Raw genomic sequence first — 26,889 nt, 5'->3', positions numbered from 1 at the left:
TTAAGACGCTAACCCTAAGCCTTGTTTAGCCATAGTTATTAAGCTAGAAAAACCTATTTATCTTCTTGTTTTGTCGCCACTTTACATTGTAAATCCATACTTGTTGACTTCTCCTTTCTACAATTTTGCGCCAATTTGATGCACGGGCTATTTAGCGCTTCACTAATATGGTGCAGTTGTCTTACAGTGAAATTTTAACCTCCTTGATTTTTAAGGAGATATTCTATGGCTCGATTCTTGTAGTAGACTTTTCACTAATAAGCACATTAGCACATGCTTTTCAAAACCTCTGCGTTGCATACCACCTCCTTCAGGTTAGCACCGTTTTGATGCATGTCAGAAAAGGGAAAGGGAATACTATGGAAGACGCACTCGCCGTAATTTTAGCAGGAGGGATGGGGTCTAGACTCAGCCCACTCACCGATGACAGAACCAAGCCAGCCGTACCTTTTGGCGGAAAATATAGAATTATAGATTTCACACTAACCAATTGTTTACATTCGGGTTTACGCAAGATCCTTGTTTTAACCCAATATAAATCTCATTCACTTCAAAAACACTTACGAGACGGCTGGTCGATATTCAATCCAGAGCTAGGCGAGTACATTACTGCTGTTCCACCACAAATGCGCAAAGGTGGTGCATGGTATGAAGGAACCGCCGATGCGATTTATCACAACATGTGGTTGCTATCGCGAAATGATGCAAAGTATGTGGTTGTGTTATCCGGCGATCATATCTATCGAATGGACTACGCCGCAATGCTTGAAGAGCATAAAGAGAAAGGTGCTAAGCTCACCGTTGCCTGTATGGATGTTCCCGTAGAGGATGCTTCAGCATTCGGTGTAATGGGCACCGCAGAAAACGGGCTAGTTACTTCATTTATAGAAAAACCAGAATGCCCACCTACCCTTCCAGGAAGCAAAACCAGAAGCCTCGTTTCCATGGGAATCTATATCTTTGATATGGATGTTTTAAAAGAAGCACTCGAAGACGACTCAAAACTCGATTCATCAAGCCATGACTTCGGAAAAGACATCATACCTAAGCTAATTGATACCGAATCCGTTTACGCTTATCAATTCTGTGGAAGTAAAGGGCGCGTCGATAAAGATTGCTATTGGCGCGACGTGGGTACCATTGATTCCTTCTATGAAGCGAATATGGATCTACTAGAACCTGTGCCGCCAATGAACCTTTATCAGTCTAATTGGGCGATTCGTACTTACGAGCCGCAGTTTCCACCAGCTCGTACTGTATCGTCGGCCACGGGTAATGAAGGCATTTTTATTAACTCCATCATTGCTACCGGTGTCATCAATTCCGGAGGCTCGGTACAGCACTCCATTATTTCCTCTAATGTACGCATTCAAGATAGTGCAACGGTAGTCGATTCCATCATTTTTGATGACGTAGAAGTTGGTGAAGGAAGTCAGTTGGTCAACTGCATAGTTGATAAACATGTTCGTATTCCGCCACATACTCAAATTGGCATCAACAAACTTGAAGATGCGAAGCGATTTAAAATCTCAGACAAAGGTATTGTCGTCATACCCGAAAGTTACCAATTCGATTAAACGACAAACTATCACAACAAAAAAGCGCACGATAGTCATCGTGCGCTTTTGTTTAAGTGCCTGTAAACATTAGGCTATAACAAATAATCCATAATAATTAGATGTTACATACCGTTGACCAGCTACCATCTGTACCCGGTTCAGCCGCTGTCCACCAGTTCGCTTGGTAAACCACACCGTTGTGGATGATCTTATCACCTTGGTTAGCGTGGCTTGGATTACCTGCCCAATCCGTTTGTGGCAGAGCTGGGTATGTCACTAAACCTGTCGTATCACACGTACCTGGTTCAGTGGTACCACCACCCGTGCCCGCATTTAGGTCACCAATTGGTAGATCTGGCTGTTCAAACTTAAACGCAAACTCTTTACCACCAGAAATCACTGAGTAGTTAGCCGGACCAGAGATTGGTAGGTAGTAAACCATATCAAGCTCGTAAGTGCCGCCCGCTGGCAAGTCTTTCCATGCTGGTAGAGAGAACGACACACGGTGCATTACGCCATCTAAGCCACCAATGTTGTTTGCTCGAGTATGTCCAGAAGCAATCACTTTCAAACCACCACCTGATTGGTCTTTCGCGTTGTCCGGTGCAGATACTGGGATATCGAATTGGAATTCAGTACCGCCAGGGATCGCTTGACCAGTGTTGTTCGTAAACGTGATTTTCGGGTTAATTGGGTAGTTTTGGTCGCCAACTTTGAAGCCGCCAACACTAACAGTAATGTCTACTGCTTCAGTTGGTGTTGGGCCAGTCGCTACTTTGTTGCCGTAAGGCGTCGCAGACTTAAACTTGTCGTAGATAGCTTTGGTCATAGTGTTACCCATGTGGTATTCACCATTACCCGCCGCACAAGCTTGTTCAGTTGCATCTACTGCCGTACGATTACCATTTGCATCCAGTACGTAACAGTTGTAATCACCGGCTAGTTCCCAGAACATGATACCGCCGATCTCTTTATCGATAACGTAATCGGCTTTCACCTCGATAGAAGCTTTATCTTCCGTAGATAGGAATACGCTCTTCTCTGCGTTCCACAACCAAGGTGCCACAGCAACGCTATCGTAATGACGGGTATAAGTACCAACAAACTTATCTGAAGGATCGTTGACAGGGTCGAGACCGTAAGCAGCTGCGTAAGAGCCCCAAATACCGTTTTCTAGGTTCTTAGCATGCCACATTGGGTTAGAACCAGCGCCCATTTCGTTTCCTTTAGGGTCGGTATCATGCCACATGTTGTCGATACCAATAGCGCCGTGACCACAGTTGTTCTTCTCACCTTCACCTGTGCCCGGTTGGCACTCTGCTTGGTTTGGTAGTGCCGCTCGGCCCCATAGGCCATTTTCGCCACCAGTAACACCTTGCCAACCACGGGTGTAGTAAGGAACACCAATGTTGATACGACCTGCTGGCATAGAACCACGGAAGTAATGGTAAGCCCAGTCTGTGTTCAAGTAACCGATACCACCGTATGCAGCAGTGCCGTATACGTTCCACTGCGCTAACTCAGAGTCTTTACCTGTATCGAATAAAGCCGCGTTATGACCAACGTGATCATTCCAAGCCCCATGCAAGTCGTAAGACATGATGTTTACGTAGTCTAGGTACTTAGTTACATCGAAGGTTTCCATCCCACGTAGCAAGTAACCTGAAGATGGTGCTGCGATAGTCAGCATATAATGAATACCATCTTGCGCGGATGCCGCATCAAGTTTCTCACGCAATACTTTCATCAGCTCTTGGTAAGACGCCCATAAATACTGACGACGTGGTTCCATGAAGTCTTTGTCGTAAGGGTTACCAGCACCAGCCATTGACGTCGGGTATTCATAGTCAATATCCAGGCCATCGAACTTGTACTGACGCATCATTTCAACGGCAGAAGTTGCGAACTTCTCAATACCAGCATGATTAATAGAACCGTCCGCATTCGTCGTCATGGTGTAGAAGCCACCATCAGCTACACGATCGCCGTTCGTATCGAAGTGACCGCCCGTTTCAGCCCAACCACCAATCGAGATTAGCGTTTTAACATCATGTTTTTGCTTGTAAGTTGCTAGTGCACCAAAATGACCTTTAAAACCAAGAGCAGGATCTACCTCAACGCCTGGCCAAGTTTTACCTGTAGCAGGGTTGTTAGGATCATTAACGTCGCCAACGTTTACTTTGCCGTCAGAACCAATGCTCACAAACGCGTAGTTAATGTGAGTAAGTTGTTCCCAAGGAATGTCTTTAACAAGGTAAGTCGCTTGTGGGTCGTCACCTGATCGCCAACTGGTGAAGTAGCCGATTACACGACGTGGGTGATCAGCCCCCATTTTCTCACGACCTTCTTCATCATAAATAGAACAGTAAGGAACATCTACACCCGTTGTTTGATAAAGACCATCAGGACGACAATTAGATGTCACTGCGCCGCCGTTTACTGTTAACGTCGCAATTGCAGAATCTGCTGTTGCTCCAGCATCATCGGTTGCTCTCGCATAAACACTTAATGAGCCAGCTTGTGAAGGGGTTACATCCAGCGTGTATGGCGCTGTTGTAGCAGTGCCAGCAAGCACACCTGCAACATAAAAATCAACTTTAGCAACGGTACCATCCGCATCCGTAGCATTTGCAGTCAGTGTTACGGAACCACCCAGGTCAATAGAGCTCGCAGAAAGCGCGACATCCACTGTCGGCGCTTCGTTACCAGGTTGCGCTGATGCCACAGTTAACGTCACAACACTTGCCGTACTAACGGCACCTGCATCGTCATAGGCCTTGGTAGAGAACTCGTGCTGTCCTTCAGTTGCTGTCCACGATGCAGCATACGGCGCAGACGTTGCCTGACCAACTAATACACCATCAACAAAGAACTCTACTTTGCTAACAGTCCCATCAGTATCTGCCGCATCTGCAGCTAGGTTAACAACATCACCCGCAGTCACAGAAGCCGACGCAGAAGGCGATGTCAGAGTAACCGTCGGGACTTCATTCTGAGGTGGATCAACCGGTCCAGTGCCATCACAAGCGCCAAGTGTTTCCCACTCGCCCCACTCACCAGATTGCGCTGGATTATTGTTTTGCGTCCAGTAACGCGCTTTATAAGCATTACCTTCATGCTGAACTTGGTCGCCACCGTTATAAACTTTTGATGATTGCCAAGTTTCTAGAGGGGCACAGTCAACTGCTGCGTAGCTATTGAAGGCCATAAGACAAGAAGCGGTGAGTGTGCTTAGTGTGAACACGTTTTTCACTGCGTTGCCGTTGTTAAGGTGCATAATCGCTCTTCCTTAAGTTATTGTTAAAACAATACTAAATGCGCTAAACGAAACGCATCTATACTTTTATTTCGACGTAAAATAACTTAAGTACAAGTTGGTAATTTCACACTATCTATTTACGAGTTTTCCACACCGCCTCGCAACAATCCACTAAATGATTGCAACAACGTACCTATTATTTGGCACCAGTAACTAATTTTATAACTCAAATAAATATGTCACTCGCAAATTAATAAAAAAGGTAAAAAAAGTCGCCATTTTGAAATAAAGATCACTAAGCCTTTGTTGACCTTGGCGTTTCATTAAAATGCCGCTTGTACTCGCGACTAAACTGTGATGGGCTCGTGTACCCGACCATTCTCGCTGCATCATTAACACGTCGCCCCTCTAACTGGATCAATTCGCGCGCTTTGTTAAGTCGAACTTTCTTAATATATTGCAGCGGAGATTCAAGCGTGACATTGCGAAATGCTTGATGGAAAGCAGACACACTCATGTTGGCTTCTTCAGCCAATGCTTGTACGTTCAACTGTTCGTGATACGCTTGATGCACGCGATTTAGTGCTTTAGCGACCCTCGCGTAAGAACCTTCTTGATGTGCTAGGTCAAATAAAACATACCCCTCTTTGCTCACCAAAGTACGATACACAATTTCCTCAAGAAGCAGCTCGCCAAGCATGATAACATCAAGCTCGTCACACATTGCTTTCATTAACCGCTTGCACGCATCCAACATACCTTCATTCATACGTACCGACTTAAGGCCGCAACGGGTCGCATCCAGACACTTATTACTGAATTTCTCAGCCTCTAATTTTTTAACGAGTTTATGAAGAAGCGTTGGCGAAATATCTATCGAAATGCCAAGTAAAGGCTCATTGTTTGTCGCAAACGCTTCGCACTCTAGTGGCATGGGAACCCCGACAACAAGGTAATCATCGGGCCCATATTGCACTGGTGTATCACCAATATGAATGTTCTTATGCCCTTGACCCAAGACGATGATGCCGGACTGATAGACAAACGGCTGGCGATGATTCCCTTTGCTACTGCGATAAAACCATACGCCATCTATCGCTGTTTTCTTCATACCTTCTAGGTCATGCAGCCCCTGCTTTTCAACATATTGCTGCATGATATCTGCGAGAGTGTGCATTAGAGCGCTCCATCAATGACCAACGAGTTTGGTCTCTATTATCGTTTCGAGCACTATACTTCCTCTCGACTTTAACTTTCTAGCTCAAAAGCATTAATTTTGTAGAAATAGGCAAATTATTTGCAGAAATCGACCTGTTAACCATCGTTAATCAGGACTAATATGCATGTATTCAATCTCCTTCACTGGAAGCAAGAGGGCTAATAATGAACTTTTCTTATGTAAACCCAACCAAGATTTTCTTTGGTCAAAAACAAATCGCAGCAATCAAAGAAGCTATCCCATCCGACCAAAAAGTTTTAGTGGTATACGGTGGTGGCTCCATCAAAAAAAATGGCGTGTACGACCAAGTAGCAGAAGCTCTTGAGGGACATGAATGGCTAGAGTTTTCAGGTGTTGAACCAAACCCAACCAAAGAAACACTCGATAAAGCAGTCGCAATGGTAAAAGAGCATGGCGTTGACTTTATTTTAGCGGTAGGTGGTGGTTCAGTCATCGATGGCTCCAAATACGTAGCAGCGGCATCAAAGTATGATGGTGATGGTTGGGATATCATGATTGGTAAGCACCAAGTCACTGAAGCGACGCCTCTAGCTGCAATTTTGACATTGCCAGCAACAGGCTCAGAGTCAAACATGGGCGCAGTTATCACTAAAAAAGAAACTCAAGACAAACTTCCGTTCATGTCTCCAGCAGTGCAGCCAAAATTTGCCGTGTTAGACCCAGATGTAATGAAAACACTGCCAGAACGCCAGCTTATCAACGGCATTGTTGACGCATGGGTGCACGTATGTGAGCAATACTTGACGCTTCCTACCGGTGCAATGGTTCAAGATGGTTACGCAGAAACACTGCTGAAAACTTTAAAAACACTCGGAGAACAGTTTGCGGAACGAGACGACGATATGTGGCGCGCAAACTTAATGTGGTCTGCTAACCAAGCATTGAATGGGTTAATTGGTAGTGGCGTTCCACAAGACTGGGCAACACATATGATCGGCCATGAATTAACGGCTCTATGGGGCGTTGATCATGCGCGTTCTCTTGCAATTGTCCAACCGTCGTTACTTCGTAACCAAATGCAGTTTAAGCGCCCTAAGTTAGAACAAATGGGTCGCAACGTATTTGGTCTTGAAGCAGGTGAGGATTTAGCAGAGCGCACAATCGAATCTATCGAAGCGTTTTATCATCAACTTGATGTCGCAACTAAGCTCGAAAACTATGGTGAGAGCCGTGAACAAGCTATCGATGCCATCATTGATCAACTAAACAAACACGGCATGACTGTTTTAGGTGAAAACCAGGCGATCACACTTGAACGTAGCCGAGAAATCTTAGAGTTAGCTGTCTCATAACTGCAACAATTCTTCACTGCCCTTCCTAGGGTTTAACGGTATTGTGACTTAACAGTCACAATACCGTTTTTTTATGCTATTTTGTAAGCCACATCACGTTCAAAACGAGGAGGCTTCTAAAAACAACGATTCCCTCCAGACAAAAAATCGGCCGTGTTGGTTAGTAAAGAGACAACTGTCCAGCTTTACACAAATAAAAATAATTGAGATCAAAGAACGAGTTAACTCGTTAATTAAGTTTTGATTTGTTGTAGTGATGTACTACATAATTTTGTCTGTTCGAGAAAACACTTTATGTGGCTAGTTGTTGTCGTATTAGCATTCATACATATCATCAGTATCCGTAAAGGCTCTAAATGGCTCTTTTACGTTTCTAAACCATTACCAGTGCTCTGTATGCTTGGTATTTTAATTCAGTCCCCGGCTTACCCAATGCCATATGCGCATTGGATTTTGATTGGCTTATCGCTCTCGTTGCTTGGTGACGTGTTATTAATGCTCCCTAGAGACAAGTTCATTACAGGATTAGTGCTCTTTTGCTCTGCCCATCTCTCCTATAGTTATGGTTTTGCCATCATGTCAGCGTGGCATTTTACACCTTGGCTCCCAATTGCCTTGTTCGGACTCGGTATATGCGTCTACTGGTTGTTCCGACCGGATCTCGGTAAAGAGAAACGGCCAGTTGCCAGTTATATATTGGTACTGATGACTATGTGCTGGGCTTCGATCGAGTATTATTTGAGTGGGAAAACACAATCCTCCTCCTTTGCAGTGCTCGGAAGCTTTATCTTTATTATCTCTGGCATCGTATTGGCTTTCGAACGCTTTGGAGGACGGTCAATATTTTCACGACAAGTTGTCATGGTGACCTACTATTCTGCACAGACACTAATGGTTATGTCTGTTGTTGCGATTGTTGTTCGTTATCCGTATCTCGTTGAACTGAGTTAGTCATACTCTAGACTGCACCAACATTAAAGAAACATGGATGTCTCTTGTAAGCGATCTGAATAGAGTCTTAAAATCATCGCCTAAACATTAGCTTATTCTTAATGAAATTACGCGCACAACTTGCTATTGTAAAAGGATATTTTTCCGTTATAGCGTGCCCCTTTGAAAGAGAATACTCCCGTCGTTGAGTTTAGCGACGTAAATAAGTGGTATGGCGATTACCACGCTCTAAAAGACATCAACTTCTCCGTGCATTCTGGCGAGATCATCGTGGTGTGTGGCCCTTCAGGTTCCGGAAAATCAACGCTCATTCGTTGCATCAACCATCTTGAATCGATTCAAGAAGGCCAGCTTCATGTGTTCGACCAGCCTTCTCACGCAAAATCTCTCAAGCCCGGTAAAATCGGCATGGTGTTCCAACACTTTCACCTTTTTCCTCACTTGACTGTACTGGAAAACCTCACCTTAGCGCCGATTCGCACACTCAAATTATCAAAACAAGAAGCTGAAAAACGCGCAAAACATTACCTAAAGCGAGTCAATATTGAAGAGCAAGCGAGTAAGTATCCTATCCAGCTTTCTGGCGGTCAGCAGCAACGCGTCGCGATTGCCCGCTCCTTGTGTATGGAACCGGATTTACTCCTGTTTGACGAGCCAACTTCAGCGCTTGATCCGGAAATGATCAACGAAGTGTTGGATGTCATGGTTGAGCTGGCTCAAAGCGGAATGACGATGATTTGCGTCACGCATGAAATGGGATTTGCCAAAAAAGTAGCGAACCGCGTGGTATTTATGGATGAAGGCCAAATCTTGGAAATGAACTCTCCAGTCGCCTTATTTGAGACACCACAGCATCCACGCACCCAAGCATTTTTGAACCAAATTTTAAGTTACTGATGATAGTTCGCGTAATCAAACCTGTCCTTCAAGCTTTACTGCAAATGACGCTCCTCTTCATAGCGATTGTGTGGGTGTTGGACTCTGGTGCCGACGCTATGGGCTATCAATGGCAATGGGAGCGCGTACCTGATTACATCGCTTTTTATGAAGATGGCGAATGGTGGCCGGCAGAACTTATTGATGGGCTATTGGTCACGCTTAACATCTCTGCTATTAGTCTATTTTTTACCTTAGTGTTGGGGTTGGTCACCGCGTTACTAAGGCTTAGCGATTCGAAAGTCGGCAATGTTATTGGTACCACTTATGTCGAAGTAATACGTAACACGCCGTTGTTGGTGCAAATCTATTTACTCTACTTCGTGTTTGGCCCCGTGATTGGTTTGGACCGATTCAGCACCGCCGTTTTGGCATTATCCCTTTTCCAAGGTGCCTACACCGCGGAAATATTCCGTGCAGGTTTAAACAGTATTCCTAAAGGGCAATTCGAAGCAGCACAAACTCTCGGACTATCACCGTTTTACACCTACAAAGACGTAATTTTGCCTCAGGTTTTACAGCGCACATTACCGCCATTAACCAATGAAGTGGTTTCTTTGATCAAAAACTCTTCCATTGTAAGCGTGATGGCGATTTTTGATCTAACAACACAGGCACGCAACATCGTCTCAGAGACGGCGATGCCGTTTGAAATTTGGTTTACCGTGGCAGCAATTTATCTTGCTCTCACTCTGTCACTTTCTGGCTTGTCTGCATGGCTAGAACACAAACTCGGAGCCAGTTGGCGCAAATTATAAGGAGATAACATGAAGTTATTCAAAGCGACCATTACTGCATTATTAGGGCTAGCCATCGCTATGCCTACAATCGCGAAAGAAGATGTTGCCACACCCAATGTAGATCAAATCAAAGAACGAGGCACTTTGCGAGTTGGTATGTCAACATTTGTACCTTGGGCAATGCGTAACAAGCAAGGTGAGTTAATCGGTTTTGAAATCGATGTTGCCAAACGCTTAGCACAAGATTCAGGTTTGAAAGTGGAATTCGTACCAACTGCGTGGGATGGCATTATTCCCGCACTACTGGCGAAAAAGTTCGACGTGATCATTGGTGGCATGTCTGTTACGCCTGAACGCTCCAAAAGCGTCTTGTTTACTGAGCCCTACTCGCACTCAGGCGTTCAAGTAGCAGCAAACAAAGAACTCGCCTCTGGTTTTAGCGAATTTTCGGATTTTGATTCACGACGCGTAAAAATTGCGGCTCGTCGCGGCGCATTCACCGTTCAAGTAGCCAGAGAAACCTTCCCGAAAGCGAAGATCCTGCAATTCGATGACGACGCACAAGCGTTCCAAGAGGTGCTGAATGGTAACGCCCACGCGGTCATTGCTTCTAGCCCAAAACCAGAACATGAGACAGTGAAACACAGCGACAAACTATTCCTTCCATTCTCTGAGCGACTATCACAAGGTAACGAAGCCTTTGCAGTTCGTTTGGGGGAAGAAGATAAAAAGGCCTTTTTCAATAAATGGATTGAAGCAAGAACCCAAGATGGATGGTTAAAACAACGTTATGAATACTGGTTCTCGACATTAGATTGGCAAGATCAAGTCGCGCAAGGCCAGTAATCTTAATGGCTCGTGGACGCCGCGAGCCTATACTCTCCAATCATTCATTTTACTTTTCCATAACTTATCGGAGTCAAATTTTTGGGCGAACACACTACCACTCGCACAGCACCCGCGAAATCCAGCACAGGCTACCTTTTACCGCAATTAAACACACTAGACTGGGTACTACTTGTTATGTGCGGTATCGGTGGTGTTTGGCTGTACCATCGGTCCGCTGTTGGTGTGCATTATTTGTGGCAGTGGAAAGAGGCGCTTGAATTACTTTTCACGCCTAGAGCAGATGGTAGTTTGCCCTACTTCTTCCAAGGTTTGATTTCGACGTTAAGGCTCAGTATTTGGGGCATCAGCTTCGCATTAGTGTTTGGCACTTTGTTAGGCTTAGGACGCTTCTCTCGTTCCGTTTGGTTGCGCACACCTGCCAATGCGTTTATCCAGTTAGTGAGAAACATCCCTCCGTTGGTATTTGTTTTTATTTTCTACTTTTTCATTTCTAACCAATTGATCCCGTTACTTGGTTTGGAAGATCTTCTACGAAACTACAACGGCGAACCAAATGCGCTACAGCACTTTCTGTTTGGGCCTTCGAACCTTTGGGAAAACCTTGCCTCTGGCGTGTTATGTGTCGGCTTACTCTCTTCTGCCTACATTGCAGAAGTTGTGCGCGGTGGTTTACAAAGTATCGACCAAGGTCAGTGGGAAGCGGCTGACTCATTGGGCTTGTCTCGATGGGTGAAATACCGATTTGTTATCGCGCCACAGGTGCTTAAATCAATCACACCTGCACTTGCCGGTCAAACCATCTCTTTGGTGAAAGACACCTCTATTGTTTCACTGATTTCGATACAAGAAATGACGTTTGTTGGGACAGAGATGGCAAATTCATCAGGGTATATATTTGAAATTTGGTTGATTGTCGGCCTTGCTTACTTCTTAATTTGTTTTGGTCTGTCACTTATTTTTCGCCATATTGAAGCAAAATCGGAAGCCATTTCAAATTAACTCAACCGCATATGTAATTAGGCACATTTGATTCTTCAAATCAGAATTGCACCCTGTTACATTGACAAGATGCTAAATTTTCGGCGTTTTTCATGGAGTTAAAGAATCAATCCGACTACGAGCGATACATAAAACAAGATAATCTTGGTGAATATTACGTAGTTCTCAATCAATTCACTTTTCACAGTGTTTATCAGCCAATTTTTGATAGACGTCAACGTATTATTGGTATGGAAGCCTTACTGCGTATTCGTGGCATTGATGGTTCCCTAATTCGTCCTGACGTGTTTCTGGCCAATAATGGCCTTGATCCCTACTTTCGCTTATGTGTAGAGTTTTTGTCCAGAGCAATGCACATTCGAAATTTTGCACGCGATTTCGCGGGGACGCCGATCAAACTGTTTCTTAACGTCATGCCTCAAACGCTACTCACACTAACCAAAGACATGGGCTTTAAAGATAACGGCCTGCTTTACAAACGCCTTTCCGAACTTGGTATGAGCCCAACAGACGTAGTTTTTGAAGTAGTCGAAGAGTCATGCGGAGATACGGATTTATTAATCAAAGCAGTACAGTTAATGAAAGCGAATGGTTTTATCTTTGCTATCGATGATTTTGGCGCCCAACATTCTGATATCGCACGTGTTCAGCAGCTCTGCCCTGACATCATCAAAATCGATCGTTCCTATTTGCTAGACTACTGCGCCGGAGAAACCTTTTCCATACATAGCGCCGTTGATCTAGCGTATCATATGGGAGCAAAAGTCATTATAGAAGGGGTTGAAGAAGACGTGCAGCTACAAGCTATGTATCAACTTAATTTGGATTATTACCAAGGCTTTTACTTAGGAAAGCCTTGCGCCATTCATCACTGGACAGATAGCCTAAACATCGAGACGACAGTGCATTAACACTGCCCACTTACAGCACAGTGAAACCAAAAAAGCGCCGATATAATATGCTCGGCGCTTTTTAGTTTTACTCAGATGTCACTTATTTAGTTAAGCGTTCATTTCCCTAGAAAAAATCAATAGAATTACGTCCGCTCTTCGGATCACGAGTGGCTTGCGGTTTGTCTTCTTTTTTGCCTTTCTTAGCAGACTGAGACAACGCTTCTTTCTGCGCTTTACGCTCTTTATGTGCCGCTTTACGGCCTGTTGATTTAGGCCCAGAGGCTTTAGGTGACTTACTTTGACGAGACTTATCTTTACGAGAAGACTGTGCTTCTTTTTTCGCTTTCTTTTCTGCTTTTTGCTCTGCCGTTTCAGGTTCGGTTACTGGCGCATCGCAAACCACAACATAATATTCCTGGTTAAACTCAAAAAAGTCACCATCATACATCTTGCGGCGCTTACGTGTTTCTAGTTCACCATTCACCGCAACGTAGCCTTCCTCGATGATATGTTTTGCTTCGCCGCCACCGCTGACCAAGTTTGCGATTTTAAAAAGCTTGTACAGTTCGATTGGATGCGCATCAACATCGATGCCAATCGCTTCGATCTCAATCTCTTCGCCTTCTAAATACTCTTCGTGGTCGTAATCTTGGGTCATGTTACTTACTCTTACTATTTGATGCCCTGAAGTTTAAACGCAATGCTTAAAAATAGAAACCTCTGCCGATGTTCAATCACCGATTCGCCTTGGCGTTTGAGCACCTCTTAACCCATTTAACTTGTCGCTTGTTAGCTTGTATACCGATGCGTAGCTCAAACGAAGATGCAATTACGCAACCTGAAGGTATATACTCTCTAAGTTATTGTTGAAAAGAGCGAATACTTTGTCTCAACCAAGTATAATTACCTTTGTCACTGCGAACTTGTTTAATTTTGTCGCACCGCCTAACGCCTACTATGATTTCGAGAACATATACTCGTTAGAGCAATGGCGAGACAAACTTTCGTGGACGCAACGTCAAGTTGAAAAACTGGAAGGCGACGTGATTGGCTTACAAGAAGTATTCAGTATCGAGAAGACCCAGGCATTCTTTTCAACCATCGGCTACCCCTACTTTGCGACCGTTGACACTCCACATGTTGAGGATGAGTACATTTACTCAAGCCCTGTTGTGGCAATCGCATCTCGGTTTCCAATAGAAAAAGTACAAGCGGTAGAGTTTGACTTAGCAACGCTTGAACCTTTTGGAGTAAGTGTTGCTCCAGAGTTCAGTCGCAAACCCATCTATGCCCAAGTAATACATCCTGTACTTGGTCATATCGCCGTTTACGTAACGCACCTGAAATCTCAACGCCCGGCCGACTCAGAACAACCAGAAACGTCTAGCACGATTATTGGGCGCTGGTTATCCACCCAGCAAAGAGGCTGGGAAGCAGCGATGTTAAGAGACGCGATGCAAAAGAGGTATCGAAAAGAACCAATGCCGACAGTGTTAATGGGCGATATGAATCAGCCTATCACTCCTATCAGCGTTAACAGCACATTGGTATCCAATACTGGTGACAGCGTCACTGAATTACAACTCAAAGATGGTTGGTTATTGCAAAGTGACACCCTGAAGGATGAACGCCCAGCCACGCACTATCATTTTTCCACTGGGAATGTACTCGACTATATCTTGCTCTCACAAGAGTTTGACACCTTATCAGATATATCGGTTGCCGAGGTTGTTGACTATCAGGTGTCTAACCAACATCTGATCAACCCGATTTATGACAGAGATAAAAACGCCAGCGACCACGCATTTGTGGCACTGACGGCTGAAGTAAAGCTTTGAGCAACCTATTTAGTTACTTAGTGACGTTTCACAATTTTACGCGGGATAAGTTCTACGCCAGGCTTGTAACGCTTGGCGGAAGCATTGAGTGCTAACTCCATTGCGCTGTCCGCGATCAACTCAAACTGTTGAGGCAAAGAGTTGATTTTCACAGGCAAAAAGTCCAGCAGTCGATTATCACCAAATGTCGCTAAACGCACCTTTCCCATCAGTTCTGGTTTTTCTAGCATTACATCCAACACACCTTCTAACAGTGTGTATGACGTTGTAACAATGGCATCTGGCAATGCGTTCTCTGTTAACCATCTCTCTAAGACTTTCTTGCCTTCTTCCCGGGAGAAGTGTTGTCCATAACCCACTGTTGCCGTTTTACCACCTTGTTGAGAAGCAGATAGAAAACCAAGCTCACGCTCTTTTGAGACTTGAAGATCTTGCAATGCACCGATTAAGCCAATGGACTTAATATCCTCTGACAGTACTGACTGAGTGAGTTCAAGTGCGGCATCAAAATCTTCGCTGATGACACAACAAAAGTGCTCATCATCCATTGGACGGTCTAGCGCGATAACTGGCGTACCAGAATTTTGCAACTTAAGATAATACTCGTTTGCAGTGGGCATACCACTTGCCACAAACAACGCATCAATACGACGACTGACTAATGCTTCCGCCACCTTTTGCTCTGTATCAGGATCATCATCAGAGCAGCCAATCAAAATTTGGTACCCCGCTTTCCGAGAGTTTTGCTCTATCAGCTTTGCAAGACGCGCATAACTGGTGTTCTCTAAGTCTGGGATGATAAGCCCAAATGAGCGTGAATTACCTGCCCGCAAGGAAGACGCCGCATGATCTGGCTTATAATTGTACTCTTCTACAACGGCCATCACCTTTTTCTGAGTCTTCTCGCTGATGCGGTATTTCTGCGCTTTTCCGTTAATCACATAGCTTGCAGTTGTCTTAGAAACACCCGCTAATTTGGCTATTTCATCCAGTGTCATATTCTAAACCTTATTCTGTGCGCGCGATCATATTAATACATCAACGATCTTTCGATAAGTTGAATTATAAGCTGAACCGATTCAGTATAAAAGCTGAAAGGATTCAGCAAAACTTAAAAATTGACGTAAATCACCCGAACACGCAACAAACCAATTTGTGAGCTAGGCTATAGGACAGCGGCAAAGGCTCGTTTGTTAACGTCAGTTTTTAAAACAGTTTTTCTGAGTCTTTTAAAAAATTTACCAACAAGCTGAATCGATTTAGCTTGAAATATAAAAGGTTTGAGGAGTGATAAGCGCTCAGAAGAAGCGGCGTTCAACTTCTCACACAGAATACATTTTTAAATTGATACCTTAAGGCTGGAGAAGCACCATGCTTAAGCTAAATAAGAACGACATTACCCTCTCGCAATCAGCGACAGATAAGTTTGAAGCAATAAAGAGTATTGCTCATAGCCTGACTGATAAAGGCCTAGTTGAGCAAGGTTACGTTGAAGGCATGCTAAACCGTGAAAACCAAAACTCTACGTTTTTGGGGAACGGTATTGCCATACCGCACGGTACAACCGACACTCGTGCAATGGTGAAAACAACGGGTGTTGCTGTGCACCACTTCCCACAAGGTGTCGACTGGGGTGATGGCAATACTGTGTTCGTCGCTATCGGTATCGCAGCTAAATCTGATGAGCACCTTGGCATTCTTAAACAGCTCACCAAAGTGCTAGGCGCAGATGGCGTAGAAGAGCGTCTGCGTAATGCAAAAAATGAAGACGAAATCATCGCCCTACTGCACGGTGATGTTCAGCTTGAAGCAGACTTTGACGCTTCTTTAATTCAACTGATGTTCCCTGCGAGCGACATGCTACAGATGAGTGCTGTTGCTGGTGGTCTGTTGAAAAATACGGGATGTGCTGATAACGAATTCGTTGCAGATCTCGTTACCAAACAACCAACTCACTTAGGTAATGGCCTGTGGTTAATTGGCAGTGACAAACATGTCACTCGCACAGGTGTGTCATTTGTCTCGACGGCAAACGACTGCGAATATGAAGGTCAAAAAGTGCGTGCACTTGTCGCGTTCGCGGCATGTAACAATGCTCACCAACCTATCCTAAAAACGCTTTCTAATATTGTGTTTAACAATGAACACGGCAAGCTTTTAGATGCATCAGTAGAACAGATTCTTGCTTTGTTCAAAGGTGAAGAAGTCACAGCTGCATCTTCAGAAGAAGGCAATACCGCTGTATTTAAAATCAAAAACTCTCACGGCCTACATGCTCGTCCGGGGGCAATGTTAGTCGCAGAAGCGAAAAAGTTTGAATCCACTATACGTGTTTCCAACCTAGACGGAGATGGAAAAGCAGTAAACGCGAAGAGCCTAATGAAAGTCATCGCGCTGGGCGTTAAGCACGGTCACCAACTTCAATTTACAGCAGAAGGCCCTGATGCCCCGCAAGCCTTGGAGTCTATCGGAAATGCAATCGCGTCTGGCCTTGGTGAAGGTTAAGGACCCGATATGACAAACAAAACAAATAAGGTTGTCACTATTACGCTCAACCCAGCATTGGATTTAACAGGTTCAGTAAATGAACTAAACGTTGGTTCCGTGAGCTTAGTACAGCAAAGCAATCTCCACGCTGCTGGTAAAGGTGTCAACGTAGCAAAAGTATTGAGCGATTTAGGCGCAGACGTCACGGTTACCGGCTTTCTCGGTAAAGATAACCCTGAGCTATTTCATCAGCTTTTCAATGACATCAACGTTAAGAATGAATTTGTGGAAGTAAAGGGTGCCACTCGTATCAACGTTAAGCTGGTTGAGGCCAATGGCAACGTCAGTGATATCAACTTCCCTGGCGTTCAAGTAGCGGCCGACGAAATTACTCGCTTTGAGGAGACACTATTTCGTCTAGCGGAGACGCATGATTACTTTGTACTTGCAGGTAGCTTACCTGGAGGCGTAACCGCCGAACAATGCGCTGCATGGATAGAAGCACTGCATCAACAAGGCAAAAAGGTGTTGTTCGACAGTAGCAAAGCCGCATTGAAGTCAGGTATTGAGGCTCACCCATGGTTGATTAAGCCTAACAATGAAGAACTTGGTGATTTTGTTGGCGAACACCTAGAAACGCCTGAACAATGCCAAGCTGCTGCGCAAACACTGAGCGACAAGGGCATAGAAAACATCGTGGTTTCTATGGGACCTGACGGTGTTATGTGGCTCAACCAAGGCGAATGGCTTAGTGCAAAACCGCCTCGAATGAATGTCGTGAGCACCGTTGGCGCAGGAGATACGCTGGTCGCTGGCTTGTGTTGGGGCCACATGCAACTGATGCCTAAAAACGATTTATTGCGCTTCGCTACGGCACTTTCTGCTTTGGCAGTTAGTCAAGTTGGCGTAGGGCTAACCAGTCAGGAAGAACTGGAAAATATCAAGCGACAAACTGAAGTTAGCGCGCTTTACCCTATTACAAACTTAGAACAAAACTAAGGAACAGAAGGTTATCGTATGAATATTGCCATTATTACTGCCTGTCCGAGCGGTGTAGCAAATAGCATCCTTGCGGCAGGATTACTAGAACAAGCCGCCGCAAAATTAAACTGGAATGCCAAAATAGAATGTCAATCAAGTGTGGTTGAACCAACACTATTGACGGAAGCTGACGTTGAACAAGCCGAAGTCATTGTCATTGCGGCAAATACTAGCGTCGACACTTCTCGTTTTGTAGGAAAAAAGGTTTACCAAGCGGAAATTAGCGAAATAGCAAAAGACGCAACTGCGTTTCTCCAGCAAGCGGTTGAAAACGCCACTTTACTTGAAAAAGCAACCACACTTGCAGCCCCTATCACTGCAGATACAACATCAGCAGCGAAGAAAATTGTTGCAATCACCGCTTGCCCTACTGGCGTTGCGCATACCTTTATGGCGGCAGAAGCTTTAGAAGAAGAAGGCAAGCGTCGTGGCCATCAAATCAAGGTGGAAACTCGTGGTTCAGTTGGCGCTAAAAACCAACTGACTGAGCAAGAAATTGCAGACGCCGATCTGGTGATCATTGCTGCGGATATTGAAGTGCCACTTGATCGCTTTAACGGCAAAAAGATGTACCGCACGAAAACAGGTCCAGCTCTGAAGAAAACAGCCGAAGAGATGGACAAAGCATTCGAGCAAGCCACTGTGTATCAGCATTCTGGTTCAGCTAACTCTTCATCTTCCACCGAAGAGAAAAAAGGCGCTTACAAACACCTGATGACCGGTGTGTCTCATATGCTTCCTGTTGTCGTTGCAGGTGGTTTGATCATCGCACTATCTTTCGTGTTCGGTATTGAAGCATTTAAAGAAGAAGGCACACTAGCAGCAGCCTTGATGAACATTGGTGGTGGCTCTGCATTCGCATTGATGATTCCTGTACTTGCTGGCTATATTGCGTTTTCAATCGCTGACCGTCCTGGTCTGGCTCCTGGTCTTGTTGGTGGTATGCTAGCAAGTTCAACGGGTGCTGGTTTCCTAGGTGGTATCGCAGGTGGCTTCATCGCCGGTTACGCAGCGAAACTCCTCGCAGATAAGGTGAAACTGCCACAATCGATGGAGGCGCTTAAACCGATTCTGATCATTCCATTTGTAGCAACATTGTTCACTGGTCTTGTCATGATCTACATCGTAGGCGGCCCAGTTTCAGGCATCATGAACGGCCTGACTGACTTCCTAAACAACATGGGATCTGACAGTGCAGTACTACTGGGTATTATCCTTGGCGCAATGATGTGTTTCGACCTAGGAGGCCCGGTAAACAAAGCCGCTTACGCATTTGGTGTTGGCCTTCTGGCTTCACAAACTTACGCACCAATGGCGGCAATCATGGCCGCAGGTATGGTTCCTGCGCTAGGTATGGGTTTAGCGACCTTCATTGCGAAGAACAAATTTGAACAAAATGAACGTGAGGCTGGTAAAGCATCATTTGTCTTGGGCCTGTGTTTCATCTCTGAAGGCGCAATTCCATTTGCTGCGAAAGATCCAATGCGCGTGATTCCATCTTGTATGGCAGGTGGCGCGCTTACTGGTGCCCTATCGATGCTATTCGGTGCGAAATTAATGGCACCACACGGCGGTCTATTCGTGCTGCTAATTCCTAACGCAATTTCACCAGTATTAATGTATTTAGTGGCTATTGCAGCGGGTACAGCGGTAACTGGCTTTACTTACGCATTCTTAAAAAGCAAAGCAGAAGCGAAGCAAGAAGTCGCAGCTTAATTAGAGCGACTCCGGTTAACAATGCCACCCTCGAATTTGGCATTTAGCACCTCCCTTTAATTCCGGTTAAGGGAGGTGTTTTTTATTCCGCAGCCGGAACGGCTACAATGTCTACTTCCCCACTGCTCATATCCACCGTTGCTTGATAAGCGCTATGCGGGTCACCGTAGTGCTTGAAGGTAAAGTGGTAAACGTTAGCTGGCGTCCACAAGGTTTTTGACTCTGCGGGCAGAATGTCATAGCCGTCTTGCTGATAAAGCTCTGTCGCCATTACATTTGCGATTGCCGCCTGCTGGTTAGCGTCTCGATCCACCTTTGGCTCTAGTGACGGGTTACTTGGATAAGACTCACCGTTGTAACTCATGAGTCGATATGAGCCATTACTCCAAACGATAAAGTCCTGCCAACCATTACTGTAACTGTCGGCTAGTACAATAGGCGTGCGAGTTACCGACATTCGATTAATAACGTTTCCCTCATTATCAAACATATATGCAGAGCAGCCACCACTACCACAGAAATAGCGATCTTGAAGCAACACTATGTGTTCTGCCTTGCCGTCGCTGTTTAGGTCGGCGCTACCCGATAGATAACGTAGATTGTCTTGCTCGAGCGACAGCCCTTCAGGGGCTAAAACCTTACTATCAATCCAACTGGAAATGACTTCAGCACTAACACTGTTGACTTTAGGGGCAGGTTGTTTGGTTTCTGTCGGCATGCTATCCGTCGCGGTGCAGCCAACCAAGGTGAAAGAACCAACGAAGAAGAGTCCGTTTAATATGCGCTTATTCATGTAATCTCAATCTTTGATGTGTCGTTACATCAGTATACGCATGATTTGCATTGTAATCGTAAGAAAATCATTAAAATCAAACAAATGAATGGTTTGCTATGTATTAGTAAGATCAAAAAAGCCCTGAAGAAAACCTTCAGGGCTAGGCAGGAAGCTGGCAAATAGCCAGGAGTCCCTATGCAGTGGTCGGTTTTACCCTAAACAGAATTGCAAACATCACTGGCACCACTATCAGTGTCAGTACAGTAGCAAAACCAAGACCTGCCATAATCGTTATTGCCATCGAGCCAAAGAAGGCGTCGAAGACCAGTGGAATCATCCCCAAGATAGTTGTTAGCGCAGCCATACTTACCGGACGAACGCGGCTTATCGCACTATCGACAATCGCGAGGTAAGGATCTTTACCTGACTCCAACTCAAGGTTAATTTGGTCAAGCAACACAATACCGTTTTTCAAAATCATGCCACTTAGGCTTAACAAACCAAGGAATGCTGTAAAACTGAACGGCATGTTCGTGGTAAGCAAACCAAAAGCAACGCCAATGATCGCTAACGGAACGGTGAACCAAATGACCAACGGCTTTTTGATTGAGTTAAACAGTAAAATAGTAATAATGAACATCAACAAGTAACCCATCGGCAATGAACCGAATAGGCCTTCTTGTGCATCTTTGGATGATTCGTACTCACCACCCCATGTGATTTCGTATCCTTCTGGAACATGCAATGCCATCACTTTAGGCTGTACACGAGCAAATAAGCTTGCTGCCGTGTCGTCACTCAACACATCATGGTCCGCGAGAACGGTTAACGTACGCTTACGGTCACGACGCTGAATTAGCGGCTCACTCCAATCCAGTTGAACGCCATCAATCACTTGATCAACCGGAATATACGTTTGCAACGAAGGACTCCAAATGGTCACGTTTTGTAGTGATTCAAAATCTACGCGTTCTTCTTCAGGAAGGCGTGTCATAATTGGCAACGTATGTGTACCATCACGCAAGTAACCTAAGGTGCTACCACCAAACGCCATTTGCAGAGTGCTTGAAAGATCTTCTTTCGAAATACCTAAGCGACGAGCTTTAGACTCATTGAAAACGGGTACAAGTTCCTTGGTGCGCTCTCGCCAATCGTGACGAATGTTTCGGGCACCAGGATCGGTATGAAGGATGTCTTCAACTTGCACCGCCAAGTCACGTAAAACTTGTGGATCAGGGCCAGTAATACGCGCTTCGATCTTAGACGCTGGTGATGGACCAAATTCCATCAATTTAAACTGGAACGTAGGCGCATCAAATGTTTTCGCCAGATTCTCATCTAACTTATGCAGTAAACCAAACATTTTCTCACGATCAGTCGCGCGAACTTGGAACTGCGCGTACGCTTCGTAACTTTTTTCTGGTTGATAGGTTAAAGCAAAACGCTGTAGGCCCTGCCCAATCGAAGCAGAAACAAAGTCAATATCATCTTGCTGACGAATGTAGCTTTCGACCTCTTCAGCTTTTTTAATCGTTTCACGGATGTCAGTACCCTCTGGCATCCACATATCCACGTAGAACATCGGCGTATTCGATGGTGGGAAGAACTGCTGTTTTACATTACCAAATGCCACGACAGCACCCACTAATAGCGCCACCATGCCAACAACGGTAAGCCAGCGGAATCGTAATGCAAATTTCAGCGATGCCCCAAATACGACAAACAACCAGCCTTTATAAGGATCATCTTCGCTAGTACCCTGCTCTTTGTTTTCCTCTTTCAACAAAAGATCGGCAAGGAAAGGCGTCAGTGTAATGGCGGTAATCCAGCTTAAAAATAGTGAGAAACACAGCACCCAGAATAGAGAGCCCATGAACTCACCTGTCGCATCTTGCGACAAGCCGATAGGTGCAAAAGCCGTAATTGCAATAACAGTTGCGCCCAGCAAAGGCCATTGTGTTTGCTTTACAATATCGACAGCCGCTTGAACTTTGGTACGCCCTTTCTTTAAGCCAACCAATATGCCTTCCACGACAACAATCGCGTTATCAACCAGCATACCCAAGGCAATAATTAACGCGCCAAGAGAAATACGATGCAGTTCGATGTTGTTGTAATTCATCAAAATGAAGGTACCAAATACCGTCAATAACAACACAACTCCAATGATGACACCACTGCGTAAACCCATAGTAAACAGCAACACAATGATTACGATCGCCACTGCCTCCGCTAGACTAATTACAAACGCTTTAACAGATTCATCCACCTCATTGGCTTGGTTGTAAAAGTAGTTCATATCGATGCCAGCAGGCTTGATAGACTCAAGGCTCGCGAGCTCCGCATCCAAACGTTCACCAACCTCAACCACGTTCACACCTGACGCAAACGAGATACCGATATTAATCGCTTTTTGACCGTTAAAGAGTACGACGTTGCCTGGCTTCTCTTGAATACCGCGAGAAATCGTTGCTACGTCTTTTAGACGAATTAGATTTCCAGTGTCACGCCCATGAATGATCAGATTTTCTAGTGCTTCTACAGTGTTTAAGGTGCCGCTTGGGCGAATAACAAGGCTTTCGCCATTAACCATCACTTCACCTGCTGAAACCACATTGTTTTGCTGGTTCAACAAGCTCGAAACCACATTCATGTCTAAATTCAGTGCAGCAAGGCGATCAAGTGAGATCTCAACGAATAGCATTTCTTGCTGATCGCCCGTAATGTCTACCTTACCAACACCATCAACAAGCTCGATTTCACGGGTCAGGTAATCCGCATAACGTTTCAGCTCTACATAGTCGTAATCGTCACCAGTGAGCATTAACATCACGCCATAAACGTCACCGAAATCATCAATGATCTGTAAAGACTGAACACCTTGAGGCAATGATGGTCGTAAATCATTAATTTTACGGCGCATTTCATCCCAAATTTGCGGCAGTTCATCAGGACCATAGTCCATTTCCATGCTCACCGTTATTTGAGACATACCATTAGAAGACGTAGAGGTAATTTTGTCGATATAAGGGAGTTTTCGAATCTCTTTTTCTAGAGGATACGTCAGCTCTTCTTCAACTTCTTTTGATGTCGCGCCAGGGTATGTTGAGATGATCATGGCATCTTTGATCGTAAATGCCGGGTCTTCTAATCGTCCCAGCTCCAAAAATGACGTTAAACCACCAACAGCAAGGATAATAATGAACAACCAGCTGATGACTTTGTTTTTTATTGAATACTCAGCAATGTTCATTATTGGTTATTCTCCACAACATCCACATGTTTACCTTCGCGTAATTTACGCAGATTTGAATTAATCAGAATATCGCCCTGGCTAACACCTGACGACACAATGGCTCCATTGCCATTCACTTGAGAAATCATGACAGGCACTCGTGTGACAATGTCACCTTCTTTTTTCCACACAAAGAACTCATTCCCTTCACTGCCTGCTTGAAGCGCCGTGACAGGAACACTGTAACCATCAATAGAGGTAATGCCCGCCTTCACCATATCGACCAAAACGCTTACGCTGGTTCCCGGTAATATCTCTGTTTTTGGCTGTGGCATCGTCAAGTACATTTCGTAGGTTTGAGTTTCAGCGTTGGGTTCACTTGTGTGCTCTAAATAGTCCAAAGCAAATCTGCCATCGATGCCGGAAAAGGTTGCTCTAGGCTTGTAGCTCATGCTGTCTGAGTTTGGGTCTACCATCGCTAAAACATTGTCGGAAAGCTCAATACGCACGTAAACCAAATCGTTTTGGTATAGGTTTAACACGGGTTCACCAATTGCCACACGCTCAAAACGTTCTTTGAAAACATCAGATACTTTACCGGCGAACGGGGCGAATAAACGGGTGTAATTCAATTGATTGGTCGCGTTATAGAAAGTAGCCTCAGCTAGCTCTTTATTGGCTGTTAGCTCATCAAGTTCCGCTTTTGAAATCATTTGACGTGCATGCAAGTCTTCACCGCGTTTAAGCTGACGAATTGCAAGTGTGTATTGTGCTTCTGCGTCATTCACGGCTTGCTTCTCTTTGCTATCATCTAGCTTTGCGATCATTTGCCCCTGCTTCACAACGTCACCCGCTTTAACCAATACGTGCTGAACTTCCCCAGCGCGGCGAAATGCCATTGGCGTTTGTTCTGCAGGCACTACTATGCCTTTGAACGCGCGATGTTGACTTTGTACTGGTGCATCCACCGAGATAGTCGACACAAAAAGTGGCTGCTCGACGATAGCTTGGTTTTCATTTTTGCACCCTGTTAAAACTGCAAGTGCAATCGCAGAGATCGTAAGTAGAGAACGTTTCATTAAATGCCTCCCTCACGAACCCAAGCTTTCACCACTTGTCCTTCAACCAGTCTCTCAACACCAGCAATAACAACGTAATCATTGTTATCAAGCCCGGCTTTCACACCACCTGCTGCGTCAAGTGAGACAGTGACTTTATTGACCTGCTGCGTGCTTCTGTCCATGACCCAAACTTCACCTTGCGTCCCATTTTTGTTGACCCAAGCAGACTGAGGTAACGTCATCGCGTCCGATGCATGTTGTTTAGCCATGTGTACCTGCCCTGTCATACCTGTCAGCAAATTGCGATCTTCTGGCCGAGTGATGGTCACGATCGCCTCATAACTATTGGTATCGATGTTTGGCTGCGTCGAAATTTCTTTAAATTGCCCAGGAATACGTTTTCCTGGCTCGCTATCCATCGTCACCCACATATCGAAGTTTTGCAGTGACTCAAGTGATACAGATTCCGCATAACTTACAGGCAAGGTGAACGACACATCCAACGTCGTGTTATCAATGAGATTCAAGATCTCCTGCTTCTCTGCTACTACTTGAAACGGGTTGACATAGGTATATGACACAATGCCATCAAACGGTGCATGAATTTTGGTATAGCTCAAATCGGTTTTAGCTTGTTCGTAGTTCGCCAATGCCGCTTTATATTGAGTTTCTTTCTGATCGTACTCATCAGTACTAATGAGTTTTTTTCCGTAAAGGTTTTTCGAGCGGTCCCATTGTGTTTTCGCTAACGCGTACTGCGCTTGAGCGGCATCTAACGCAAGCTGAAGATCTTTAGGGTCTAACGTTGCGAGCACTTCACCTTTTTGGACCTTTTGACCCATGCGTACACGTAATTCATCTACCTCTCCACCAACCTGAAAAGAAAGCTGCGCGCGATGTGTTGCATCAATACGCGCTAAAAAGGCGTGCGAGTCTTCAAGTTCTAGGTCTTTCACCGCCAGTAATTTTACAGGTTTGATTAAAGGTTCAGACGGCTCAGAAATGGCTTTATTACACCCAGTTAGCATTCCAGAAAGACTTAATGTCACCACTGCGCCAACTAAAGTGCGCTTTAAATATTGTTTTCGCACCCGCTTTCTCCGTAGGTTTTATATATTACACAGCCGTGCAGTATAAGCAGAATTTGAAATTGATCAACATATTTTCCAGGTGGATAGCAAATTAATTAGTCAAAGCGTTCGGTTTCTGGTAAAAGTAAGCGCGTGATTAATATTCGGGAAAATTCGAACTATGAATGAAAGAAAGCAGGGGCGTAGAAGTGCTGAAGCAGCAGAACAAACTAAGTGTCTGATCCTTAAAGTGGCAGCAGATATGTTTTGTGAACTTGGTTACGAGCGTGTCTCGCTGCGCAATATCAGTGAAAAGGCTGGTGTTTCACATAGTTTGATCCGTCACCACTTCGGCAGCAAAGAGAAAATCTGGCAAGCGGTTAGCGATGCAATGGACGAGTTCATGCAGTGCTATATGGCTGAACTCATCAATGAAATGCCGGAGAACACACCTTCGAATAGAAAAATTTATCTGTTTATGGTTCGCATGCTAGCATTTGCTCTCGTCAATCCTCATCCAGTACAGATGATCGCCGATGCCATTCGACAAGGCGATGACGGTGCTCTGCTGCAGTATTTCTTAAAGTCAAAAGATGAGTTCGCTGCAATATTTACCGGAATTTTCGAGCAGTACAACAGCGAAAACCCTACTGCACAATTTGATCGGTGGGAATCAAAGTGGCAAATGTTGATCTTCGCACATGGTGCTGTCAGTCTCGCGCCAATGATGCAAGAAACATGGCCGGATATTGCAGATAATCGCGAAAAACTGCTGATCAAGCATTGGGAATTGTTTAATACCATTATGGCCTCTCAATTTGGGATCGCAAAAGAAGAGATGATTCATCCGGAAAAGCTTGAAGATATCGTTATTGATATGTGCTGTACTATTGATGAAGCAGTAAACTAAAAGCAAACAAGCGAAAAGAAGACCTAAAAATGCCGAGC

At 44.8% G+C, this 26,889-nt stretch carries 21 protein-coding genes; 13 read left to right on the top strand and 8 right to left on the bottom strand.

The genetic code is table 11. The annotated features are described in order from the left end of the window. Positions 1–359 precede the first annotated feature (359 nt). The gene (gene glgC / locus R7Q39_RS05145; RefSeq protein ID WP_006742254.1) at positions 360–1,577 is read left to right on the top strand and encodes a glucose-1-phosphate adenylyltransferase; all 1,218 of its coding nucleotides are present in this window, start codon (positions 360–362) and stop codon (positions 1,575–1,577) included. 97 nt (positions 1,578–1,674) lie between these two features. Here glgC and R7Q39_RS05140 read toward each other — a convergent pair whose 3' ends face one another. Both R7Q39_RS05140 and R7Q39_RS05135 read right to left on the bottom strand, forming a co-directional pair. Then, positions 1,675–4,836, bottom strand: coding sequence for a chitinase C-terminal domain-containing protein (locus tag R7Q39_RS05140; RefSeq protein WP_318075845.1), 3,162 nt, complete (start codon positions 4,834–4,836; stop codon positions 1,675–1,677). Between the two features lie 277 nt (positions 4,837–5,113). After that, positions 5,114–5,995, bottom strand: a complete 882-nt coding sequence (locus tag R7Q39_RS05135) for an AraC family transcriptional regulator (RefSeq protein WP_033906538.1) — start codon at positions 5,993–5,995, stop codon at positions 5,114–5,116. Positions 5,996–6,201: 206 nt separating this feature from the next. Between R7Q39_RS05135 and R7Q39_RS05130 the strand changes: the two genes are divergently transcribed. From R7Q39_RS05130 to R7Q39_RS05100, 7 genes are all read left to right on the top strand, one after another. Continuing rightward, complete coding sequence (locus R7Q39_RS05130; protein ID WP_005386076.1) at positions 6,202–7,350, top strand: iron-containing alcohol dehydrogenase; 1,149 nt, start codon at positions 6,202–6,204, stop codon at positions 7,348–7,350. A gap of 294 nt (positions 7,351–7,644) precedes the next feature. Then, the gene (locus R7Q39_RS05125; protein WP_005376394.1) at positions 7,645–8,301 is read left to right on the top strand and encodes a lysoplasmalogenase; all 657 of its coding nucleotides are present in this window, start codon (positions 7,645–7,647) and stop codon (positions 8,299–8,301) included. A gap of 162 nt (positions 8,302–8,463) precedes the next feature. Continuing rightward, positions 8,464–9,198 carry an amino acid ABC transporter ATP-binding protein gene (locus R7Q39_RS05120; protein WP_213967989.1) on the top strand — a complete coding sequence of 245 codons (735 nt, stop codon included), beginning with the start codon at positions 8,464–8,466 and terminating at the stop codon, positions 9,196–9,198. Next, complete coding sequence (locus R7Q39_RS05115; protein ID WP_005376396.1) at positions 9,198–9,995, top strand: amino acid ABC transporter permease; 798 nt, start codon at positions 9,198–9,200, stop codon at positions 9,993–9,995. Before R7Q39_RS05120 ends, R7Q39_RS05115 begins: the two co-directional genes overlap by 1 nt. A gap of 9 nt (positions 9,996–10,004) precedes the next feature. After that, the gene (locus R7Q39_RS05110) at positions 10,005–10,823 is read left to right on the top strand and encodes a transporter substrate-binding domain-containing protein (RefSeq protein ID WP_086047417.1); all 819 of its coding nucleotides are present in this window, start codon (positions 10,005–10,007) and stop codon (positions 10,821–10,823) included. Positions 10,824–10,904: 81 nt separating this feature from the next. Next, the gene (locus R7Q39_RS05105; RefSeq protein ID WP_318075844.1) at positions 10,905–11,825 is read left to right on the top strand and encodes an amino acid ABC transporter permease; all 921 of its coding nucleotides are present in this window, start codon (positions 10,905–10,907) and stop codon (positions 11,823–11,825) included. A gap of 92 nt (positions 11,826–11,917) precedes the next feature. Beyond that, positions 11,918–12,736, top strand: coding sequence for an EAL domain-containing protein (locus tag R7Q39_RS05100; protein ID WP_318075843.1), 819 nt, complete (start codon positions 11,918–11,920; stop codon positions 12,734–12,736). A gap of 106 nt (positions 12,737–12,842) precedes the next feature. Here the strand turns inward: R7Q39_RS05100 and R7Q39_RS05095 are convergent, their stop codons facing one another. Next, complete coding sequence (locus tag R7Q39_RS05095) at positions 12,843–13,376, bottom strand: RNA-binding S4 domain-containing protein (RefSeq protein WP_005376400.1); 534 nt, start codon at positions 13,374–13,376, stop codon at positions 12,843–12,845. 226 nt (positions 13,377–13,602) lie between these two features. Here R7Q39_RS05095 and R7Q39_RS05090 point away from each other — a divergent pair, with 226 nt between their 5' ends. Then, positions 13,603–14,556 (top strand): endonuclease/exonuclease/phosphatase family protein, encoded by a 954-nt coding sequence (locus R7Q39_RS05090; protein WP_318075841.1) that lies wholly within the window; start codon positions 13,603–13,605, stop codon positions 14,554–14,556. Between the two features lie 17 nt (positions 14,557–14,573). Here R7Q39_RS05090 and cra read toward each other — a convergent pair whose 3' ends face one another. After that, on the bottom strand, positions 14,574–15,554 hold the full coding sequence (gene cra / locus R7Q39_RS05085; RefSeq protein ID WP_062730994.1) for a catabolite repressor/activator: 981 nt from the start codon (positions 15,552–15,554) through the stop codon (positions 14,574–14,576). Positions 15,555–15,927: 373 nt separating this feature from the next. Here cra and fruB point away from each other — a divergent pair, with 373 nt between their 5' ends. From fruB to fruA, 3 genes are read left to right on the top strand one after another with little or no spacing between them, the layout of a single operon-like run. Then, complete coding sequence (fruB, locus tag R7Q39_RS05080) at positions 15,928–17,061, top strand: fused PTS fructose transporter subunit IIA/HPr protein (RefSeq protein WP_005386065.1); 1,134 nt, start codon at positions 15,928–15,930, stop codon at positions 17,059–17,061. Positions 17,062–17,070: 9 nt separating this feature from the next. Next, a complete protein-coding gene (pfkB, locus tag R7Q39_RS05075; protein ID WP_318075840.1) occupies positions 17,071–18,042 on the top strand; it encodes a 1-phosphofructokinase in 972 nt (323 codons plus the stop codon). Positions 18,043–18,060: 18 nt separating this feature from the next. After that, complete coding sequence (gene fruA, locus R7Q39_RS05070) at positions 18,061–19,800, top strand: PTS fructose transporter subunit IIBC (RefSeq protein WP_318075839.1); 1,740 nt, start codon at positions 18,061–18,063, stop codon at positions 19,798–19,800. Between the two features lie 82 nt (positions 19,801–19,882). On the opposite strand, the gene R7Q39_RS05065 is transcribed toward fruA, so the two are convergent. From R7Q39_RS05065 to R7Q39_RS05050, 4 genes are all read right to left on the bottom strand, one after another. Then, a complete protein-coding gene (locus R7Q39_RS05065) occupies positions 19,883–20,593 on the bottom strand; it encodes a hypothetical protein (RefSeq protein WP_005376411.1) in 711 nt (236 codons plus the stop codon). A gap of 175 nt (positions 20,594–20,768) precedes the next feature. After that, positions 20,769–23,828, bottom strand: coding sequence for an efflux RND transporter permease subunit (locus R7Q39_RS05060; RefSeq protein WP_318075838.1), 3,060 nt, complete (start codon positions 23,826–23,828; stop codon positions 20,769–20,771). Next, positions 23,828–24,889: an efflux RND transporter periplasmic adaptor subunit gene (locus R7Q39_RS05055; RefSeq protein ID WP_005376420.1), complete on the bottom strand. Its 1,062-nt coding sequence runs from the start codon at positions 24,887–24,889 to the stop codon at positions 23,828–23,830. The genes R7Q39_RS05060 and R7Q39_RS05055 overlap by 1 nt, the downstream gene beginning before the upstream one ends. Then, complete coding sequence (locus tag R7Q39_RS05050; protein ID WP_318075837.1) at positions 24,889–25,962, bottom strand: efflux RND transporter periplasmic adaptor subunit; 1,074 nt, start codon at positions 25,960–25,962, stop codon at positions 24,889–24,891. Before R7Q39_RS05050 ends, R7Q39_RS05055 begins: the two co-directional genes overlap by 1 nt. Positions 25,963–26,122: 160 nt before the next feature. Between R7Q39_RS05050 and vdeR the strand changes: the two genes are divergently transcribed. Continuing rightward, positions 26,123–26,851, top strand: coding sequence for an efflux transporter transcriptional repressor VdeR (gene vdeR / locus R7Q39_RS05045; RefSeq protein ID WP_318075836.1), 729 nt, complete (start codon positions 26,123–26,125; stop codon positions 26,849–26,851). Positions 26,852–26,889 lie beyond the last annotated feature (38 nt).

The organism is Vibrio sp. 947 (genome assembly GCF_033339115.1).
Taxonomy (GTDB): domain Bacteria; phylum Pseudomonadota; class Gammaproteobacteria; order Enterobacterales; family Vibrionaceae; genus Vibrio; species Vibrio alginolyticus.
The sequence above is the reverse complement of the archived record's forward strand: the minus strand, read 5'-3'. Positions and strand labels throughout refer to the sequence as shown.

Bases quoted from the DNA above. Each gene is read 5' to 3' on its own strand.
- glgC (WP_006742254.1), top strand. From the start codon at position 360: ATGGAAGACGCACTCGCCGTAATTTTAGCAGGAGGGATGGGGTCTAGA.
- R7Q39_RS05140 (WP_318075845.1), bottom strand. From the start codon at position 4,836: ATGCACCTTAACAACGGCAACGCAGTGAAAAACGTGTTCACACTAAGC.
- R7Q39_RS05055 (WP_005376420.1), bottom strand. From the start codon at position 24,889: ATGAAACGTTCTCTACTTACGATCTCTGCGATTGCACTTGCAGTTTTA.
- R7Q39_RS05100 (WP_318075843.1), top strand. From the start codon at position 11,918: ATGGAGTTAAAGAATCAATCCGACTACGAGCGATACATAAAACAAGAT.
- pfkB (WP_318075840.1), top strand. From the start codon at position 17,071: ATGACAAACAAAACAAATAAGGTTGTCACTATTACGCTCAACCCAGCA.
- R7Q39_RS05115 (WP_005376396.1), top strand. From the start codon at position 9,198: ATGATAGTTCGCGTAATCAAACCTGTCCTTCAAGCTTTACTGCAAATG.
- R7Q39_RS05130 (WP_005386076.1), top strand. From the start codon at position 6,202: ATGAACTTTTCTTATGTAAACCCAACCAAGATTTTCTTTGGTCAAAAA.
- R7Q39_RS05060 (WP_318075838.1), bottom strand. From the start codon at position 23,828: ATGAACATTGCTGAGTATTCAATAAAAAACAAAGTCATCAGCTGGTTG.
- fruA (WP_318075839.1), top strand. From the start codon at position 18,061: ATGAATATTGCCATTATTACTGCCTGTCCGAGCGGTGTAGCAAATAGC.
- R7Q39_RS05110 (WP_086047417.1), top strand. From the start codon at position 10,005: ATGAAGTTATTCAAAGCGACCATTACTGCATTATTAGGGCTAGCCATC.
- R7Q39_RS05135 (WP_033906538.1), bottom strand. From the start codon at position 5,995: ATGCACACTCTCGCAGATATCATGCAGCAATATGTTGAAAAGCAGGGG.
- R7Q39_RS05125 (WP_005376394.1), top strand. From the start codon at position 7,645: ATGTGGCTAGTTGTTGTCGTATTAGCATTCATACATATCATCAGTATC.
- cra (WP_062730994.1), bottom strand. From the start codon at position 15,554: ATGACACTGGATGAAATAGCCAAATTAGCGGGTGTTTCTAAGACAACT.
- fruB (WP_005386065.1), top strand. From the start codon at position 15,928: ATGCTTAAGCTAAATAAGAACGACATTACCCTCTCGCAATCAGCGACA.
- vdeR (WP_318075836.1), top strand. From the start codon at position 26,123: ATGAATGAAAGAAAGCAGGGGCGTAGAAGTGCTGAAGCAGCAGAACAA.
- R7Q39_RS05095 (WP_005376400.1), bottom strand. From the start codon at position 13,376: ATGACCCAAGATTACGACCACGAAGAGTATTTAGAAGGCGAAGAGATT.
- R7Q39_RS05065 (WP_005376411.1), bottom strand. From the start codon at position 20,593: ATGAATAAGCGCATATTAAACGGACTCTTCTTCGTTGGTTCTTTCACC.